Genomic DNA, 18,207 nt, shown 5'->3' with positions numbered 1-18,207 from the left:
TAGGCAAATATTGTGAAAACAGTATCAAGTATTGAAGCATTACGTGAGCAAATCACACAGTGGCGCCAAGCGGGCTTAAAAATAGGTTTTGTTCCAACTATGGGCAACCTTCATGCCGGTCACATTTCGCTTGTCACAGAAGCTAAAAAGCACGCTGATAAGGTTGTCGCGAGTATTTTCGTTAACCCAATGCAATTTGGTGCAAATGAAGATATCGCCTCGTACCCTAGAACGCTTGCCGACGACCGTGAAAAACTCATGGCAGAAGGCACTGATTTACTATTTACGCCGACACCAGAGATTATCTACCCTAAAGGGCTAGATAAACAAAGCTTTGTTGAAGTACCCAATGTTTCTGAGGGCTACTGTGGCGAAAGCCGACCAGGTCACTTTAGAGGTGTCTCTACGGTCGTTTGTAAGTTATTTAACTTAGTTCAACCCGATATAGCGTGTTTTGGTTTAAAGGATTACCAACAGGTTCAAGTTATTCAAACCATGGTAGAAGATTTATCAATGCCAATTGACATCATTCCTGTCGAAACAAAGCGAGAAGATAGCGGTTTAGCCATGAGCTCTCGCAATAATTATCTGACCACGGAAGAAAAAGCAATTGCACCTACCTTAAATCAACAGATGCGATGGTTAGTTGATCAAATTAAACAAGCAGATCGAGAAGATACTGATTTTATTGGTTTAGCACGTCAAGCCGCCAGAAAAATCGATGAAAGTGGTATGAAGACAGATTACATCCACGTATGTCATGCACGCACATTAAACCCGGCAAGTGATGATGATTCAAATCTAGTGATATTAGCCGCAGCACATTGTGGAAAAGCTCGATTAATCGATAATATCCAATTTACCCGACCGTAATCGCTCACCTGTTCCAATAAAAAAGGCAGTTCATCACTGCCTTTTTTATTGCCGACTATATAACAAGCTTAAACGCTAACTTTCGCAACTTGTGCAAGTAATTCCGGTAAATATTGCTTAGATTCGCTTGCAAGCTCACACTGTTCAGCAAGAATGTCGTTTAATATCTCTTTGGTGGTTAGCGGATTTGCCAATACCACACGAAAAACTAGCACTTTCTTTCCTTGATAACGACTCACTTCGATACGCGTACGCGAGACAAACGACTTGCCGTTTTCACGTTGGCGCTTCTGTATGAATTTAGTCAGTTTATCAAGCAAGCTATTAATCACCTCGACCTGCTCATCAGAGGCGATTTCAAGCATTGCTTGAACCTCTTTAGGCACATAGCGGTAGGTAAGTAAGCAAAGCTCTGGTTTTGTCACTAACTCAAATTCGGGGTGCGCACTAATTTGATCAGCAAAGTATTGCGCTTTATCAAGGCTCTGGTTAATCAACATCTCATAACCTTGGCGGCTAATGATATGCAAACTTGCATAAACCAGCATTGCCATACCAGGACGGGATCCCTCAAGCGTATGAGAGCCCAAATCTTTCGAGCCTTTACGAAGAATATACTCAGCATGGTGTTCGATAGCAGAAACCGATGCAGGATTCTTAAACACCACTAAACCAGCGCCCATCGGTACATACATTTGTTTATGCGCATCAATCGTTACCGAATCTGCCAGCTCAATACCAGCCATTAATCCACGGTGCTTATTAGACAATAATGTCGCACCACCCCACGCAGCATCTACGTGAAAATGTGTGTCATAGCGCTCTGCAATTTCAGCCATTTGCATTAATGGGTCGATATTGCCTGTTTCGGTTGTCCCAGCAACACCAACTAAACTCAAGATACGAATCTTATTACGGGTAAGTTCTTGACACTTTTGCTCAAGTTTAGCGATATCAATCTTGTTGTGTTCATCAGTTGGGATCGCAATAACGCTTTCTTGCCCTATGCCCAAAACGTCTGCTGATTTTTTCAATGAATAGTGACCACGCTCTGAAACAAGAATCGCTAAACCTTCATAATCATAGTGTTTTAATGCTTTATAGAGCCCTTCTCTTGCAACGCCTTTAAAGTCACCATCGGCTTTCAATAAATTATTACGAGCAACCCATAAAGCCGTTAAGTTGGCAACGGTACCACCGGAACAAAAAGCACCTAATGAGTGATTCGCACTATGCATCCACTGCTGATAAAAATGATCATCATCGCCATATACTAAGCGATGCATCATCCCCAAGACTTGACGCTCTAGCGGTGTAAATGCTTTAGATGTTTCTATTTTTACTAGATTTTGGTTTAACCCCACCATCAGTTTTGACAATGGTAAAATGAAATACGGAAGGGCTGAGGTCATGTGACCGATAAAGCTTGGGCTTGATGTATGGACTGATTGCGCAACCAATTTATTAAGTAAATGGTGCATATGATCAGAAACAAACTCTGGTTCTTCAGGCAATGCTGAACTTGCAAAGTCTTTTTCTATCTCATTTAACGGCTTCTCAACCGCAACGATATGCTGACCCAAAAAGCCCAACAGATTTTCCGACATTTCCTTTTCAATGACACCTAATGTTGAATCAGGCGCTTCAGGAATGGTGAAAATTCGATGTAACGACTCTTGCGTTGCACTTGCACGACGCGACGTTGAGCTCATTTTATTTAAAACAGTACGCAAAATTAATTTAAAACCTTGATTAACTTGATAAGCGCTACGAAAACTTACCTGTTCGTTTTCATCAAGCATCCATACTTTCGTTAGTTCGCTAACGAGTATTACAAATTTAATATTATAAGAGCGGCACTGTAATAAAATTTTAGTAAAAAGTCTTCTCTTTTTTGCTTCCTAACGAATGAAGTTAACACTAATAATAAGTGCTGCTTCTAACATTAAAAGGCCTAAAATTGCTTGTTTCAATACATGTTTTTTAATCGTTCTTTGCATGACTCTCTCCTTAGTTGCACTAAAAGAGAATCAAAATACGCGCCAATTATTAACGTATTGAATTTGCTAACTTTTTTACAATACAGCTTTTGCTCTTTAAAAATAATTAAGTCGAATTGACAAATTATTAGTGAATTTAACCGATCAACGTCTAGTTAAGACCAGTTGATAGCAAACCTGGCCACTAGCGCGATATTTCGCCTCAAATGGTGTAATAGGTTCTTCATCACTAACTTCACCAAGTATAGTGTCAAAACCGCCTACGATCGTTGCACCTGCATTAAATTCCTCTAAATACAATGGCCAGTTGCTTCTGAGCTCAATACGTTCACCTATGCTCAAAATCTGCGGAAAAACAGCACTACCATGCCAACGTCTTTGTAAATGCTTTGATTTAGGCCACGGGTTTGGATATAGAATAAAGTGTTGTTTAATAGGCCAATTAGCTTGTGCAACTAGGCGGTAAAAATCATTTAAATCGGCTCGTACTAAACGAACATTTGGCAAGTTCGCTAGGCTTTCATCAATGTGCTCGTCAACATTACGTTCAATACGATTGGCAGATTTATCAACACCAATAACAAGTGCATCAGGGTTTCTTTTTGCTAATATTCGTGTACTTTGACCCACGCCACAACAAGCATCTAAAATCACTTCGCCTGAAAAGGATTTGACCTCCTCATCAAGTGAATTAAACACCGTTAATGTGTGTTGTGAGTAAGGTTTTTCGAAGGTGTGGCTCAGATGCTTTTGAACCACTTCTTCTAACTTTTCATGAATACCATCTTGATTCGATATGATGGCTTTTGAATCTCCAAAGCTCATTAACTTCTTAACCCTATGCCTCGAGAGATCAGCGTCATTGCAATGGTATATAAAGTCACGATAAATACACCAATCACAATAAATGATGTTGTTAAGCTAACGTCTTGGTAGCCTAAGAAGCCATATCTAAATGCACTCACCATGTAAACAATTGGGTTCAATTTAGAGACGCCTTGCCAAAACTCAGGTAGCAAACTGAGCGAATAAAAAACGCCACCTAAATAAGTTAATGGCGTAAGAACAAAGGTAGGCACAATGGAGATATCATCAAAGCTACCGGCAAAAACCGCATTAATTAAACCGCCTAGTGAAAAGACAGCCGCAGTCAGGCTCACCGTAATTAAAATCACCCAGATGTTGTGGATATGAATGTCGGTAAACAGCATAGCAATAATAGTTACGATCAAACCAACTAGCATACCTCGCGCCATGCCACCGCCAACATAACCAGCAACAATAACCCAGTTAGGTACTGGAGCCACTAACATTTCTTCAACGTTGCGTTGCCATTTAGCACTAAAGAACGAAGAAGCAACATTCGAATAGGAGTTGGTGATAACACTCATCATGATCAAACCAGGCACAATAAACGTCATATAATCGAAGCCACCCATTTGGCCAATTCGCGAGCCTATCAACGAGCCAAAGATAACAAAATACAAACTAATTGTGATTGCAGGCGGTACTAATGTTTGCACCCAAATGCGCATAAAACGATGCACTTCTTTGTGCATAATACTTTTGAGCGCAATAAAGTTGTTTTGATTCTGCATGTTATTCCGCCCCTTCTTTGCTATTGACTAAACGAACAAATAGCTCTTCTAATCGATTACTCTTGTTTCGCATACTTTTTACCTCAACCCCCTGCTCGGAAAGTTTTGCAAAAACGCCATTTAATGATTCTGATTTTGAAACTTCAACTTCTAGTGTATGTGAATCGATGCAACGGAAAGTAACATCAAGCGACAAAGCGTCTGGTAGCTGATCAACATCTAAAACAAAGGTTTCAATGTCTAGTGTCGCTAATAACGCTTTCATACTGGTATTTTGGACAATTTCACCGCTATCGATGATGGCAATGTTACGACACAGCATTTCAGCTTCTTCCAAATAATGCGTCGTCAAGATTATGGTAATGCCTTGCTTGTTGAGCTCAGTTAAGAATTCCCACATCGAACGTCTAAGTTCAATGTCGACCCCAGCGGTTGGCTCGTCGAGAATCAACACTTTAGGTTCATGCATCAACGCACGCGCAATCATTAAACGACGTTTCATACCACCAGATAGCATACGGGCAGCATTATCTCGTTTGTCCCATAGATCTAATTGCTTGAGATATTTTTCCGCTCGTTCATGTGCCAAATCTCTTGGAACACCATAATATCCAGCTTGGTTAACTAAAATTCGAATGAGCGATTCAAATTGATTAAAGTTAAATTCCTGTGGAACTAAGCCAATATAGCTTTTTGCCGCCTCAAGCTCATTATCAATACTATGGCCAAAAACTTTCACTTCACCCGCTGTTTTATTGACTAAAGAGGTGATCACCCCAATAGTTGTCGATTTACCTGCACCATTTGGCCCTAACAACGCGAAAAAATCGCCCTGCTCTACCGATAAATCAATACCTTTAAGGGCTTTAAAGCCACCCTTATATATTTTTTCTAACCCAGTAATCTCTAATGCTGGTTGCATATATAAAACCTCAGCCTAAATCAGCAGTGGAAGTAGTGAATAGTGTTATGCACATAAATATGGGCAAACTTTATCTTTTCAATGATAAACCAAATCGGCTTAGAACTTACGAACCAACCAATAAAAAAGCCTGCTCATTGCAGGCTTTTTTTATCACTTTGAAGTGATTGATTATTTACCAGCGCGAGATACGTACTCACCTGAACGTGTATCTACTTTAACAACTTCACCGATTTGTACGAATAATGGTACACGCACAACAGCACCCGTGTTTAATGTAGCTGGCTTGCCACCTGTACCTGCCGTATCACCTTTAAGGCCAGGATCAGTTTCTGTAACCTCTAACTCAACAAAGTTTGGTGGCGTTACCGCAATTGGAGAACCATTCCACAGGGTTATTGTACAAACGTCACCTTCAACTAACCATTTTGCCATATCACCTACAGCTTTTTCATCTGCACCGATTTGCTCGAATGTATCATTGTTCATAAAGTGCCAGAACTCACCATCAGCATATAAATATGCTAATTCAGTGTCCATTACATCAGCACCTTCTACACTTTCACCTGATTTGAACGTTTTTTCTAATACTTTGCCTGAGATTAACTTACGAATTTTAATACGGTTAAACGCTTGGCCTTTACCCGGTTTTACTAATTCATTCTCAAGAATGTTGCATGGTTCGCCGTCAAGCATTATCTTAAGCCCGGCTTTAAATTGGTTTGTACTAAAAGTAGCCATAATTGTTCTCGTAATTTAAACGGAGATGTCTATCAAATGCCCGAGATAATAACTCAATTTAACAGTGATTTGCACACTTCTTGGCAAAAAGAATTGGCAAATGTGGTAACAGATCCACAAAAGCTGTTAAAAATGCTCGATTTAGACGTTGAAACCTATCAAGAACATTTTGGTGCTCGTAAACTTTTTCCCGTGAGAGTACCTCAGCCTTTCATTAATAGAATGGAAAAAGGAAATATTAACGATCCGCTGTTAATGCAGGTTATGCCTCGAAATGAGGAGTTTTCAGTAACAGAAGGTTACCTGAACGACCCGTTAGAAGAGCATGATACTGTTGCCGAAGGATTACTTCACAAATACAAACACCGTGTTTTAATGATTGTTAAAGCAGGTTGTGCCGTTAATTGTCGATACTGCTTTCGACGTCACTTTCCTTATCAAGACAACAGCCCAAACAAGCAACGTTGGCAGTCAGCATTAAACTATATAAACAAACACCCAGAGATTAACGAAGTTATCTTCAGTGGTGGTGATCCACTGATGGCAAATGACCAACACCTTGCATGGTTGATTAGCGAGATTGAAAATATTCCACACGTTAAGCGGCTGCGCATTCATAGTCGATTACCTGTTGTGATTCCAAGCCGAGTAACCGACACTTTAGTTGAGAGACTGGTTAAATCACGACTAAAAGTTGCGTTTGTGCTTCACATAAACCACAGTAATGAAATTGATAAACCGCTAGCCGAGGCATGTAATAAATTGCGTAAGGCCCGTATTCCACTCTTTAATCAAAGCACATTGCTTAAAGGGGTTAATGACAGCGCTCACATCTTAAGTCAGTTGAGTGAAGACCTATTTGATATTGGTATCCAGCCATATTACTTACATTTATTCGATAAAGTACAAGGCGCAGCACACTTTGATTTACCAAGCGATGATGTCAAAGCCTTAGTCAAAGAAACGATGGCGATTTTGCCTGGCTTCTTAATGCCCAAAGTGGTGAGTGAAATTGCTGGAGAACCCAGCAAAACACCAATTTCACTATAGTGTCTTAGCTGTTATCCGTATACGCCAATGGCGAGGTCGCTAATTGGCAGTCGTGCTGTGAAATAATCGCCATCATGTCTAAATTGAGTTGATTAACAATAGCTAAGTAATCTTCGTAATCAGTCGTTTCAACCTTAGCTAGAACATCCAGCTCTAAACCGTGTAAAGAAAAACCTTTCAAGACAGCTCGCAAAGGTGTTTCAGCCACCCGTGTATGTTCTGTTAATAGTTGTTTGATATCAGCTAAAATCGCTTCCATTTGCAACGAGCTCGCCGTCGGATTAATGGTAATTTGTGGGCGATATATAATCGCTTCGCGTTCGGAAATATTCTCTAATTGCAAATCGATAAATTGAGCATTAGCAATATGTATCACAGTGCGATTCAATGTTCTAACTCGTGTCGCACGCAAACCAATTTCTTCCACAACACCGAAGGTCTGGCCAAAACGACAAACATGACCCACCTTAACAGGCGCGGATGTATATAAGGTGATAGCGCCGATAATATTCTCCACAGTTTTTTGTGCAGCTAAGGCAATGGCTAAGCCACCAATTCCAAGCCCTGCAAGCAATGTCGTTGCGCTAAACCCTAGGTTTTCAAACCATAATAAAATACCGACAATCACCACGAGGATTTTAGTAACCGTACTAGCGGGACGAAGTAGATAAATCGCAAGCGGTTTATCTTGCGCTAAAAACCGTTCACTTAGCTTAATGTTGAGTAGGTCAATCAGACGGACAAACAGCCATATCCATGCAAACACAAGCAATGTAGCTCCATCCATAATCGCCTGAACAGCGAGCGTGACATTTGATTTTTCAACGAACACTCGAGAAAACTCAATCGTCAATAAAATGGTCACTGGCCCTCGTAAAAAGCGATAGAATTCAGAATGGGTTTGTGGCCTGAATCGTTGAACAAGTTTGCCTGCAAGCCAAGTAATCACGAAAGCAATAGCATAATAAAACACCAATGCCGCCGAAAAATACAACCATTGCCACAACTCAACACCAAGTAAATCATGAGGTGGTGTATGCTCAGATAGCCACTCACCAACGTTTGAATAGGCATATTGCTGACTTAGGTAGGGTATTTTCTCGACTGTCGCATTAGAAATTTTCCATATTCTGACACGATCTTCTTCTCGAGGTATCCGCTGCAGATAAAGTCGGATATCTCCCGATGGTGTATCAATTACGCCGATTAATTCACGATATGAAGGCAACCCATCTTGCAAATTGCCCAGCGGTTCATCACTTATCGCACCAGTGTCTATCCAAATCGTTCGACGAAGCACGACATGTAGCATTTTAGCTAACTCTTGCGGCGCTATGGCACGGGTTTCAGGTGACAAATTTCGAAAGTCCATGTACTGCGTCGCTCTTTCGTAGTCATAGCCTTCGAGGGCAGACATAAACCCAGCCATCGCACTTTGCGGCTGACCTCGTTGATAGGGATCCAAGACAAAGTCATCGTCTAGTGATAAGTTTTCAGCCTTTTGGGACGTCTCTGGTTTGGTCAGAAGAGCTTTAACAGAAACATCGTTTTGCTCGTTGGCGCTCGTAGGCAGTACCAAAAGCAAAAAAAACAGAAAAAGAACAAATTGGCGCGCAAATAACATAAATTAATATTCTGATTTAATTGGTTATTTTAAGCCTAGCAGAGATTTTTTGAGTTACCTCAAAACATCGCATCTCCTTAGCCAGATGCTGTTGCGAGCTAACATTTTTTGATTAGCTTTGGCATAATAGCGCCAGAAGCTTTATTCACTAAGATGAAAACAATGACGGCAGCAATTAATCAACAACTTATCGATAACATCTCTATTATTTTAAAAAAATCACTAACGGCAGACGCGACCTTATCTGATTTAAGAGAACAAAAGAAAGCTGGCTTTAGCGCGATTTTTACCGCTGATGCTGGTTTTAAAGCAAAAGCCAATACGTTTCAGCCATATGTTGAAGAAGTTGCAGACGATTTATTAAAGTGGCAAGAAACCCAAGACCAAACGTTATTAATTGGCTTGGTCAAAAAGATTGAGCAACTCTTTCAAGTGCTCGCAAACTTTGAAGAAAGTTATACTGAAAAGTAATCTAGGTATAAACAAAAAAGGCTGTGATATTTACACAGCCTTTTTATTTTCTATCGGATTATTTAGCGACTAATTCACTCAGTTCATCTTTAAACCAGTCGTCTAACATCGCTTTTTCATAACTGAAACTCTGGCTACGGTAGCGAGACACAGATTGTGAATCCATAAAGTTCATATCCTTTAACTTCACTTCTTTGTTCTCTTTAACCACGTTGCCTGAAGCATCTAGCACTTGATAGCTAAAGTGCATGCTTGGGATAAATACACGGTCGACAATACGAATAAGTTGTGTACGACGAAGTTGCACTTCACCCGCTAAATTCACATCCGTTACGTCCATTTTTAAGGTGTAACCTTCAGGTAACTTACCTGCTAATTTGGTGATGTGTTTCTCCAAATTCTTCGTTGTGCGTTTCGTAAAGCCACTTTTTGTTTCGTTGGCTGCACGCATATCAGTATATTTATCAGGATTTGTCCACGTTACTTCTGAAGTACCAGCTAACGCAGAACCCGATGCAGCAATTGCTACAGTTGCTAATAATGTTGTGATAAATTTTTTCATGTCATTCACCTCGTTAACCTTTACTACATTAAACCATATTCTCAAATTAAAAATGTTTTCAAATGTAAAATTTAGGTATCAAATTGCATTAATACTTTGTTAATAACCGTTTTTAGTCGCGTAGTACGATGCGCGTCTTTTGCGTCTTCTTTCGCAAAACCTTGTGCTGCACCTCGCCATAATCGTTGACCACTACTCGCGTCATCAACAGCGATTAAAAAACTCGCTTTGTTTAACGCCTCGTTATCAGATAGACCAGGCGTTACGCCAAAATGTTCACTAATCATCTGGTCTGTTAAATCTTTTGATAAAGCTACAGCAAATTTGACCACGAAATCGGGAGATTGTTCAGTTGAAACAAATTCATAACCTCGTTTAGCAAATGCTTGCTCTATATGTAAAGTCACAGCCTGATAAAGCGCCTCTTCTTGCGCTTGTGTAACAATTTCGCTGCTAACAAACTTTGGTTCAATGGCAAAACGCGAACCTTTATCGTAGTAGAATGGCGCATCTTGCACACTTGATATCGCTAACTGATTTTCTACACGGTTAGTTAAAGGTTGAGTTTGACTGCAGCCGCTTAGCATAATAGCCATGATGGTTGCGCCAATAATTTTGTATTGCATCCTGCTTTCCCTTTTAAGTTTTATTAACATACCATTTGACAAGAATCGTTCGCTAAATATCGTTTAGCTTTGTAATTTAAGTGTAAAAGAATGTAGCGGAAACACCAACACATAATAAAACATTTGAAACCAATGCCTTGTAAGTTAAATCGAATGATTTTTGCGTTTAAATCGCTGTCAAAACCATTGAATGTCTCTACAATGTAATCAGCAATTTATTACGTGGGAGAATAACAATGAGAAAGCCTCTCATCGCACTATCATTATTAAGTGCGAGCCTATTTACACATCAAGCCAGTGCAACGGAAACGTTTCAACCGACCGATATCTTTAATTTAGAATATGCGAGCGACCCTCAGTTATCACCTGACGGCAAGCAAGTTATCTATGTTCGTAATTCAAACGACATCATGACGGACAACAAAAATAGAAACTTATGGCTTATTGATACCAAAACACAAACTCAATTGCCTTTGTTCTCCGATGACAAACAATACTCTCAACCGCGTTGGTCGCCAGATGGCAAACGAGTCGCTTTTGTAAGTAATTTATCAGGTAGTTGGCAAATTCATGTTCATTATTTGGAACAAAATAGAACAGCCATGATCAGCCAGCTACAAAGTGGTGTTTCTGGGTTAACCTGGTCGCCTGATGGCAAGTGGCTAGCATTTAGCAAGCGCGTAAAAGGTAAACCAAGCAAGCTTGCGGGCATGCCTGCCAAACCCAAAGGAGCTAAATGGGCAGATCCTGTAATAGTGATTGATAAAGCATATTATCAGCGCGACGGGCAAGGCTTAGTTAAGCCGGGTTACGACCATATTTTTGTACTACCAAGCGAGGGTGGCACACCTCGCCAGCTCACTAGCGGTAATTTTCATCACAGAGGAAAATTAGCGTGGAGCAAGTCAGGAGATGAAATTGTTTTCTCAGCTAATCGCGTCGACGATTGGGAATATCAGGTTCTTGAAAGCGACTTGTTTTCCGTTGCAGTAAACTCAGGTGATATTACGCAAATAACTGACGCACCTGGCCGTGAGTTTAGCCCTTCATACTCACCTGATGGCAAAAAGCTAGCTTATTTATCTACATCGAATGCATTAAATCCTTACCGTAATAGTAAGTTAAATGTCATGCAGTGGCAGACCAAAAAAGTCACAGCTCTTGCAAAAGACTTTGATCGTTCGGTAACAACCCCTCAATGGATTTCGAACACGAGTTTAGCCTTTAGTTATGATGACTTTGGTAAACGTAAAGTGGCAATTATTGACAAGAAAGGAAAGATAAAAGATTTAGCTGATTCTTTATCAGGCACCACACTAGGCCGCCCATACATCAGTGGCTCGTTTAGCGCTAATGATTCGGGTAAAGTCGCATTTACTCATGGTAGTAGTGAGCGCCCTGCAGACGTTGCGATTGTTAATACTAAAGCAAAAGTTGCGCAGTTAACGGCATTAAATGAAGACCTGCTTGCGCATAAGCAACTAGGTAAAGTACACGAAATCAACTACAAATCATCATTTGACGGTGAACCAATTCAAGGTTGGTACATTACGCCGCCTAACTTTGATCCAACGAAAAAATATCCGTTAATTTTAGAAATTCATGGTGGTCCACACCTCGCGTATGGCCCGCACTTCAGTGCCGAATTACAACGTTTCGCTGCACAAGGTTACGTAGTATTTTATGATAACCACCGTGGCAGTAGCTCATACGGTGAACGTTTTGCGATGTTGTTAAAATACAAATACAGCTCAAAAGAGGACTTTGCTGATCATAACTCTGGCGTTGATGCCATGATCGACTTAGGTTTCATCGATGAAAACAACCTATTCATTGCAGGTGGTAGTGCTGGTGGTATCGCAACCGCTTACGCCATTGGTTTAACAGACCGTTTTGCGGCAGCGGCGGTTGTAAAACCCGTTATCAACTGGCTCAGTAAGGTATTAACGGCAGATAGCGGTTTAGGACAAATTCCTACGCAATTTCCTGGAATGCCATGGGAGCATGTTGAGCACTACTGGAAACGCTCGCCAATGTCATTGGTAGGCAATGTAACAACACCAACGTTATTAATGACGGGTGAAAAAGATTTACGCACACCGATGGCGCAAACAGAACAATTCTATCAAGCGTTGAAACTACGTAAGATAGATACCGTATTGGTTAAAGTACCTGGCGCACCTCACGGCATTGCAGGCAAGCCTTCACGTATGATTGCTAAAATCGAAAACACCTTGGCTTGGTTTGAAAAATACAAATCTGATATGAAATAGTGAGAGCTAAATGATTAAAAAGGGGCGCATATTGCGCCCCTTTGTTTTTTTACAAAGTCTCAACCATTATTAATGAAACAAACATCAATTATTCACTTCTTATTGACGTTCAAAATGTGTTGTTAATACGCGATAGTTTTCCAGTGGTAAAGGACGAGCAAAGGTAACATCGGCCATTGTCTTTCTAAGCAGTGATAACGCTTTAAGTTTGTCCTCAGACACGCTTACGGTTAGGTTCTCTAACACTTTGCCTGAACTTGAAGTGTGATTCACACTCATGGCATTCTCGTTCACCTTAACACTCAATGAGTCACCCGCTTTGACAGCGATAGTTTGAACATCATAGCCTTCAACGTCGAGCTTCACGTTTGTTTCAAACGCTTCAAAAATAAAGGAATAATGCTTCGCATGACTCTCTGCGCGATAACTCATGACGAGACGACCATCACCAATAATTGCACTTTGAGAAAACTCTTTTAACGCGGTTGGGACGCGTGGCGCCAACGTCACTTCATGTTTAATGAGATCAGGGCGAATTCCAAGAAAGTGCTGGTACCAAACACGAAGGTGCTCTGAGTTAGACCACGCCTGTAAATAGGTCCCGGTTAATGTTGGCCAAGTTTCACCTGCTCGTGGATATGCATTGGAATTTTCAGCCAAACCGCCAACAACACCGCGTTTTAACGCAAACATATTCATGTTTTCAAATAGCTGATATGCAACTTCAGTTTGACCTGCTTCGATCATGCGTTGCATGGCAATACCATTATTCCATAGCCAAACCGTGCCATTGTGATAAGCCTGATCTTTATGATAATTCTCCCACTGTAAATGGAAAGGATGGAAAAACTCATCACGATTATCTAATGATGCTACGCCCCATGTGTAGACGGTATGCTGCCAAACCGCTTTCGTCGCTCGAGCACGGGTTAATTCACTGCCGATTAAATCAAGCGCAAATAACTGGTTTGGGCGCAGTTTTAAATCTTGCTCATCGTTTTCACTTAGCCTATCGACTAGGTGATCGACATCTTCCACGACAAAGTCTTGCTGGAAGTGATGTTTTAGTTTTTCTGCAACCGCATGCCATTTTTCTTCGCTTTTCTTATCGCCAACAAACTGAGCGAAATAGACACCAGCGAGAATTTGTTGGTACCACAATGCCTGAATATCATTCGCACGCGAGCCTCTTGGCGAATAAGATCTCAGCGTTACTTGTTCGCGAGCATCCATCCATGTTTCATTGTTCTTATGCAGCAGATAGCCCTTCTCATCCACCCAATTCTTTAAACTACCTTCAATTGAGTTTTTAACCACAGGGTACATTTCACTGATCAAACTTTTGTCGCCACTATATTTCACATACTCTTGCATTTGAATAATGAAACGCGGTGTTCCGTCTGTCGTATGGTAATCAACTTCGCCTACTTTAACGATGTTTGGGACTCGACCAAAAAATGGAGAATTAGGATCACTGTCTTGAAACTCAGCAAACGATGTAATGATATTACGAGCCCATTCAAACTGGCCTGTAACAAGACTCGCGCCCGGTAACGCAATAAAGTTATCACGTCCCCAATATTCATTGAACCAAGGTAAACCCGCATAGATACCATGACCACGTTGCTTGGTCATCAATTGATCCATATTCAGGGTTATCCAACGCATTGCTTGGACAAGCTCGGTAGTAGGTGAAGTTAGCTGAGTATTTTCAATCAGCAAGTTCTCCATTCGCTGTTTTCTTTGTGCTAACCAATCGTTATCGTGAGCTCTCACTTGAGAAAGTAAACTTTCAAGTTCAACCTGGCTGTTGGCAACCAAAATATAAAACCCACCGGCGGCAGTAGAAGTAGTTAGTTGACCTTGCTGAACATCTAACGTTGTTTCATTCAACGGAGCAATGGCAATGACTTTATCGAGATCCTCTTTACTTTGATAAATCACAAAATGTTCGGTTGTCGACAAAGTTTGAACTTGATCGCCAGTAAGCGTAATGCCAACGTTTCTCGCGTCACCAGTGAGTTCTATGCGAACAATATCTTGTTCATCAAACAGCTGTAGCTTTTCAACAACCCCTTGATGGCGACGAATCAATTTATGTGGAAAGACAGTCACTTGAGCGGATTGGTTATCCAACGCTTTACCATCTACAAATAGCTGGTAGCCTGCAAACAACCGTTTTTGTCCCACATTAAAACCCGCAAACCATGTATGCTCAGGATGGTTATTGGCGTGAGTTTGGGTGTAGTAATAAGCAGAGCGCTTATTGGTAAAAGACACAGGACGGTTTTCAATTCGTGAGACATCAACGGCCATATGATTGATATCGATGATTGTTTTCACCGATTGCTGTGGTGTTATCGACTGTTCTTCGCTGTTTTCTGAACCACAACTCATTAGTGCCATCGCTAATAACACTCCACTGACTAATCGCAATGTCATACCTTCACCCTGTATTCTTTTTATTTGCGATTATAGTACCTGAAGGTAAAGCTCACTATGTATGCATACGTATGTAAAATAACTATATGTCAGCCGACTCAAGCATCTCGTGAGCTAAAGAGCAGATATGATTATTATCTTTCTCATGCAATGCTTTCGCTTCTTCAATTGATAGCTTGATTGATTCTTCTTCCCCGTATACATCAATATTTGCCAAATAACGACGAAGTAAGCTTTCGTCCAACATCAGCATAATTTCGAAATTAATATGCTTATCTTCAGGTAATTTTCGGTTTGGATTATCAAGGATTTTGGCAATATTACTGACCATATCTTGTCTATTGAGTTGTTGATATATATCTTTTTGAAGTGTTAGCCCAAACATCTGATTTAACTTGGTTTTACTTCTAGTCGCTAACTGTTCTCCTAACGTGAGGCAACTCATTTGAGCACTATTAGAATCTCGATTGTCATCACACCAACGCAGAAGCGCCCCTAAATTTGAAGATATAGCGGCCACTTTGCCAATGCCAGCAACAGCATTAAGGTTGAAGCTATTAGCATTCGAACCTTCTAAGGCACGAGCGTACATCAGCGCCTGTTCACCAAATCTTTCATTAAAAGTAGAAGTCTTTGTTAATCTATCGATCGCATAAATGACATTTTCATCGTCACCATGTTGTGCAAAATGAAATGCTACATTCATCCACATATGGCCGTTATTATCATCTACAGAAACTAATTGAATAATAAAATCGTCAGTACATTTAGCATCTTGAACTGTTGTGCATAAATTAATTAGTTGATTGGCAATGAGGGGCTGACTGGGATCAAGCAGATAATAATCATACAGTAATTCAAACTTTGCTTTACTGTCGGGCAGCTCCGCAAATAGCGCATAGTATAGACGATTATCCAATAACGTCGATTTGCCTAACTGTACAAAAAAACTGTCGATTTCTTCTTGATAGTTTGTTTGATCGAATGTGATATTAGGTAAGCAAGATAAAGCATCAGCATTGCCCTCTTGTTCAACGTAGTGCTCAATATCATACCTGGATTGTTCGGCAATATTTTGAGCAATCTGCTCTTTTTGAGGTGCAAGGTTATGGTTAGGTAGTTTCCTTTTAGATTCGATAACAACGGTTGCTGCATCTATATCGACTCTTGAAGAAGGCGTTTTAAAGATGAACGTGATTATCACACTAGCAATTAGCAGCAAAATCCAGGTTCTTTTACTCATCAAACAATTCCATGTTGTGCGACTCAGCAACTAAACCATACAACAAAAAAGGCCAGAGCAACAATGCTCTGGCCTTTTAATTCGATTTGAGATGTTAGTCGGTTACATCAAAGTCCCCTAAGTCCCCGTGTATCGCGTTATCCCTTGCTATAAGAGGGGTGTAAGCGACAAGACGTTATACATCCCGTTTTACAATTAGAAAACGGAGCGATACATGCCAGACAACAAACACCTTAAAAAACACCATGACACTTGGGTATTCAGCAGACGAGTTCCTAAGGAAATACAACACCTTTACCTTGGTAAATCGCACATTACCCAAAGCCTTCAAACCAGTTCAATCAAAGTCGCAAGACTAAAACGAGACCGTATTAACGGTGAATTAGCTTCTCAAGCCCAAGGAGCATACAGTGCTGATAGAATGAAGTTTAAGAGCTACGTTGAGGAAGTACGTCCATACACAGGCGCATTGAAAGATAACGTCTGTTCACTCAGCTATGATGATGTATTACCACGCAACGAGATTGCTAAGACTGCATACGATCAGGAAGTCTATGGGATAATTAATCATTCATACACGATCACCATAAAGGAAGCTCTAAGTAGCCTATTGAGTAATAGACCAGACATGAGCAGTGATGACCGTTCCAAGAAGATAAACAGCCTTAAAAGATTCCTTACCTACCATTCCGCGAGTGACTTAGCGCTAGCTGATATTACTAAGAAACAAGTAGTCGAGTACATTCAGCATCTTGGCGGTGAGTACGCTGTGGGTACTATTAGGTCTCACTTGTCTCGCTTAAAAGCACTGTGGACTCATGCTTATCAAATGGGTGAGATTAAAACAAGCGTTAGTCCTTTCTGTGACCATGACTTGAGTCGATTCAAAGGTGAAGCGTCAAAGCCTAAACAGTTATTCAGTAAGGAGCAACTCAACACGGTTCTTAATGAATCCCCTATGGAGCTTAGAGACTTCGTTAAGGTTGCGTTATTCACAGGCGCAAGACTTAGTGAATTGTGTCAAGCTGATGTCGAGGAGATTGAAGGTGTTAAGTGTCTAATAGTACGTAAGGGTAAAACAGCTAGTGCTACTAGGGTTATACCTATTGCTCCTCAGATTCAAGACATTGAACTTCCGTTTAAGTATGACTCTAAGACTGTAGGCAGAACCTTCTCACGATTCAAAGTTGCACAGGTCACAACGGACACCACACGTTCATTCCACTCGTTAAGGAATCACTTTATTACTGCATCAGAAAGAGCAGGGGTTAAAGAATTCGATGTATGCCATATTGTGGGTCACAAGACAGGAAACACTATGAGCTATGGTCACTACGCTAGGCATGACATAAAGAGGCTTGCTAAGACAGTACAGCAAACTGCTAATCAGATAGAGACTGAATGGTTGTAGTCTCGTTCCCTTAGTTAGCTTTCCTCACGTAATGCCCCAATGGGTTACTGTTTTATACCTAATGATAAATCCAACAGTAACCCATGCTTACAATCTTATGACAGCCTTTCTCTGTGTCTCCTTAGGTTCATATCACTGACCCCGTTAGAAGACCATTGAGGTCTCTAAAGTATCTTTTAAGTCTTCCTTTTCTTCCTTCTAAGGTAGGGGGGCTAGTACGAGCTAACCTTCTCTAATGACGATTGCGTCACATAGTCACGTTTACACAAAACGGGTTTTTGAAAAGTTCATTTTTTTAATCACGGACTTAAAACCAAAATAATGTCATAAACACAAATGGCAATTATTGACACTGTCACAAAATACAAACC

Annotated in this window: 15 protein-coding genes; 5 read left to right on the top strand and 10 right to left on the bottom strand. The window is 40.7% G+C overall.

Features of this window, described 5'->3' with window-relative positions; translation table 11 throughout:
* The first annotated feature begins 12 nt into the window (after positions 1-12).
* On the top strand, positions 13-873 hold the full coding sequence (gene panC / locus QQK05_RS02050) for a pantoate--beta-alanine ligase (RefSeq protein WP_284295708.1): 861 nt from the start codon (positions 13-15) through the stop codon (positions 871-873).
* A gap of 68 nt (positions 874-941) precedes the next feature.
* Here panC and panP read toward each other — a convergent pair whose 3' ends face one another.
* The 5 genes from panP to efp form a co-directional block, all read right to left on the bottom strand.
* On the bottom strand, positions 942-2,585 hold the full coding sequence (panP, locus tag QQK05_RS02045) for a pyridoxal-dependent aspartate 1-decarboxylase PanP (RefSeq protein WP_284296421.1): 1,644 nt from the start codon (positions 2,583-2,585) through the stop codon (positions 942-944).
* Between the two features lie 432 nt (positions 2,586-3,017).
* A complete protein-coding gene (gene trmB / locus QQK05_RS02040) occupies positions 3,018-3,698 on the bottom strand; it encodes a tRNA (guanine(46)-N(7))-methyltransferase TrmB (RefSeq protein ID WP_284295707.1) in 681 nt (226 codons plus the stop codon).
* Positions 3,698-4,471, bottom strand: a complete 774-nt coding sequence (locus tag QQK05_RS02035) for an ABC transporter permease (RefSeq protein ID WP_284295706.1) — start codon at positions 4,469-4,471, stop codon at positions 3,698-3,700. Before QQK05_RS02035 ends, trmB begins: the two co-directional genes overlap by 1 nt.
* A 1-nt stretch (position 4,472) precedes the next feature.
* Positions 4,473-5,393: an ABC transporter ATP-binding protein gene (locus tag QQK05_RS02030; protein WP_284295705.1), complete on the bottom strand. Its 921-nt coding sequence runs from the start codon at positions 5,391-5,393 to the stop codon at positions 4,473-4,475.
* 171 nt (positions 5,394-5,564) lie between these two features.
* The gene (gene efp, locus QQK05_RS02025) at positions 5,565-6,134 is read right to left on the bottom strand and encodes an elongation factor P (protein ID WP_284295704.1); all 570 of its coding nucleotides are present in this window, start codon (positions 6,132-6,134) and stop codon (positions 5,565-5,567) included.
* 36 nt (positions 6,135-6,170) lie between these two features.
* On the opposite strand from efp, the gene epmB reads away from it, so the two are divergent.
* Positions 6,171-7,184 (top strand): EF-P beta-lysylation protein EpmB, encoded by a 1,014-nt coding sequence (epmB, locus tag QQK05_RS02020; protein WP_284295703.1) that lies wholly within the window; start codon positions 6,171-6,173, stop codon positions 7,182-7,184.
* Between the two features lie 4 nt (positions 7,185-7,188).
* On the opposite strand, the gene QQK05_RS02015 is transcribed toward epmB, so the two are convergent.
* Positions 7,189-8,808, bottom strand: coding sequence for a mechanosensitive ion channel family protein (locus QQK05_RS02015; RefSeq protein ID WP_284295702.1), 1,620 nt, complete (start codon positions 8,806-8,808; stop codon positions 7,189-7,191).
* A gap of 162 nt (positions 8,809-8,970) precedes the next feature.
* On the opposite strand from QQK05_RS02015, the gene QQK05_RS02010 reads away from it, so the two are divergent.
* Positions 8,971-9,279 (top strand): hypothetical protein, encoded by a 309-nt coding sequence (locus QQK05_RS02010; protein WP_284295701.1) that lies wholly within the window; start codon positions 8,971-8,973, stop codon positions 9,277-9,279.
* Positions 9,280-9,337: 58 nt separating this feature from the next.
* Here QQK05_RS02010 and QQK05_RS02005 read toward each other — a convergent pair whose 3' ends face one another.
* Together QQK05_RS02005 and QQK05_RS02000 are read right to left on the bottom strand one after the other, a co-directional pair.
* Positions 9,338-9,841 carry a DUF3016 domain-containing protein gene (locus tag QQK05_RS02005; RefSeq protein WP_284295699.1) on the bottom strand — a complete coding sequence of 168 codons (504 nt, stop codon included), beginning with the start codon at positions 9,839-9,841 and terminating at the stop codon, positions 9,338-9,340.
* 71 nt (positions 9,842-9,912) lie between these two features.
* Complete coding sequence (locus QQK05_RS02000) at positions 9,913-10,467, bottom strand: DUF4136 domain-containing protein (RefSeq protein ID WP_284295698.1); 555 nt, start codon at positions 10,465-10,467, stop codon at positions 9,913-9,915.
* A gap of 236 nt (positions 10,468-10,703) precedes the next feature.
* Between QQK05_RS02000 and QQK05_RS01995 the strand changes: the two genes are divergently transcribed.
* Positions 10,704-12,740 carry a S9 family peptidase gene (locus QQK05_RS01995; RefSeq protein WP_284295697.1) on the top strand — a complete coding sequence of 679 codons (2,037 nt, stop codon included), beginning with the start codon at positions 10,704-10,706 and terminating at the stop codon, positions 12,738-12,740.
* A gap of 99 nt (positions 12,741-12,839) precedes the next feature.
* Here the strand turns inward: QQK05_RS01995 and QQK05_RS01990 are convergent, their stop codons facing one another.
* Positions 12,840-15,182, bottom strand: a complete 2,343-nt coding sequence (locus QQK05_RS01990; RefSeq protein ID WP_284295696.1) for an amylo-alpha-1,6-glucosidase — start codon at positions 15,180-15,182, stop codon at positions 12,840-12,842.
* An 82-nt stretch (positions 15,183-15,264) separates the two neighbouring features.
* Positions 15,265-16,425, bottom strand: coding sequence for a hypothetical protein (locus tag QQK05_RS01985; RefSeq protein WP_284295695.1), 1,161 nt, complete (start codon positions 16,423-16,425; stop codon positions 15,265-15,267).
* Positions 16,426-16,639: 214 nt separating this feature from the next.
* On the opposite strand from QQK05_RS01985, the gene QQK05_RS01980 reads away from it, so the two are divergent.
* Positions 16,640-17,836: a DUF6538 domain-containing protein gene (locus QQK05_RS01980; protein WP_284295694.1), complete on the top strand. Its 1,197-nt coding sequence runs from the start codon at positions 16,640-16,642 to the stop codon at positions 17,834-17,836.
* Positions 17,837-18,207 lie beyond the last annotated feature (371 nt).

The sequence above is a fragment of the Thalassotalea loyana genome (genome assembly GCF_030161435.1).
GTDB lineage: Bacteria > Pseudomonadota > Gammaproteobacteria > Enterobacterales > Alteromonadaceae > Thalassotalea_G > Thalassotalea_G loyana.
The sequence above is the reverse complement of the archived record's forward strand: the minus strand, read 5'-3'. Positions and strand labels throughout refer to the sequence as shown.

Excerpts from the sequence above, each read along its gene's own strand:
- epmB (WP_284295703.1), top strand. The coding sequence starts at position 6,171 with ATGCCCGAGATAATAACTCAATTTAACAGTGATTTGCACACTTCTTGG.
- QQK05_RS02030 (WP_284295705.1), bottom strand. The coding sequence starts at position 5,393 with ATGCAACCAGCATTAGAGATTACTGGGTTAGAAAAAATATATAAGGGT.
- QQK05_RS01990 (WP_284295696.1), bottom strand. The coding sequence starts at position 15,182 with ATGACATTGCGATTAGTCAGTGGAGTGTTATTAGCGATGGCACTAATG.
- QQK05_RS02015 (WP_284295702.1), bottom strand. The coding sequence starts at position 8,808 with ATGTTATTTGCGCGCCAATTTGTTCTTTTTCTGTTTTTTTTGCTTTTG.
- QQK05_RS01985 (WP_284295695.1), bottom strand. The coding sequence starts at position 16,425 with ATGAGTAAAAGAACCTGGATTTTGCTGCTAATTGCTAGTGTGATAATC.
- efp (WP_284295704.1), bottom strand. The coding sequence starts at position 6,134 with ATGGCTACTTTTAGTACAAACCAATTTAAAGCCGGGCTTAAGATAATG.
- QQK05_RS02010 (WP_284295701.1), top strand. The coding sequence starts at position 8,971 with ATGACGGCAGCAATTAATCAACAACTTATCGATAACATCTCTATTATT.
- QQK05_RS01995 (WP_284295697.1), top strand. The coding sequence starts at position 10,704 with ATGAGAAAGCCTCTCATCGCACTATCATTATTAAGTGCGAGCCTATTT.
- QQK05_RS01980 (WP_284295694.1), top strand. The coding sequence starts at position 16,640 with ATGCCAGACAACAAACACCTTAAAAAACACCATGACACTTGGGTATTC.
- panP (WP_284296421.1), bottom strand. The coding sequence starts at position 2,585 with ATGAGCTCAACGTCGCGTCGTGCAAGTGCAACGCAAGAGTCGTTACAT.
- trmB (WP_284295707.1), bottom strand. The coding sequence starts at position 3,698 with ATGAGCTTTGGAGATTCAAAAGCCATCATATCGAATCAAGATGGTATT.
- QQK05_RS02000 (WP_284295698.1), bottom strand. The coding sequence starts at position 10,467 with ATGCAATACAAAATTATTGGCGCAACCATCATGGCTATTATGCTAAGC.
- QQK05_RS02005 (WP_284295699.1), bottom strand. The coding sequence starts at position 9,841 with ATGAAAAAATTTATCACAACATTATTAGCAACTGTAGCAATTGCTGCA.
- QQK05_RS02035 (WP_284295706.1), bottom strand. The coding sequence starts at position 4,471 with ATGCAGAATCAAAACAACTTTATTGCGCTCAAAAGTATTATGCACAAA.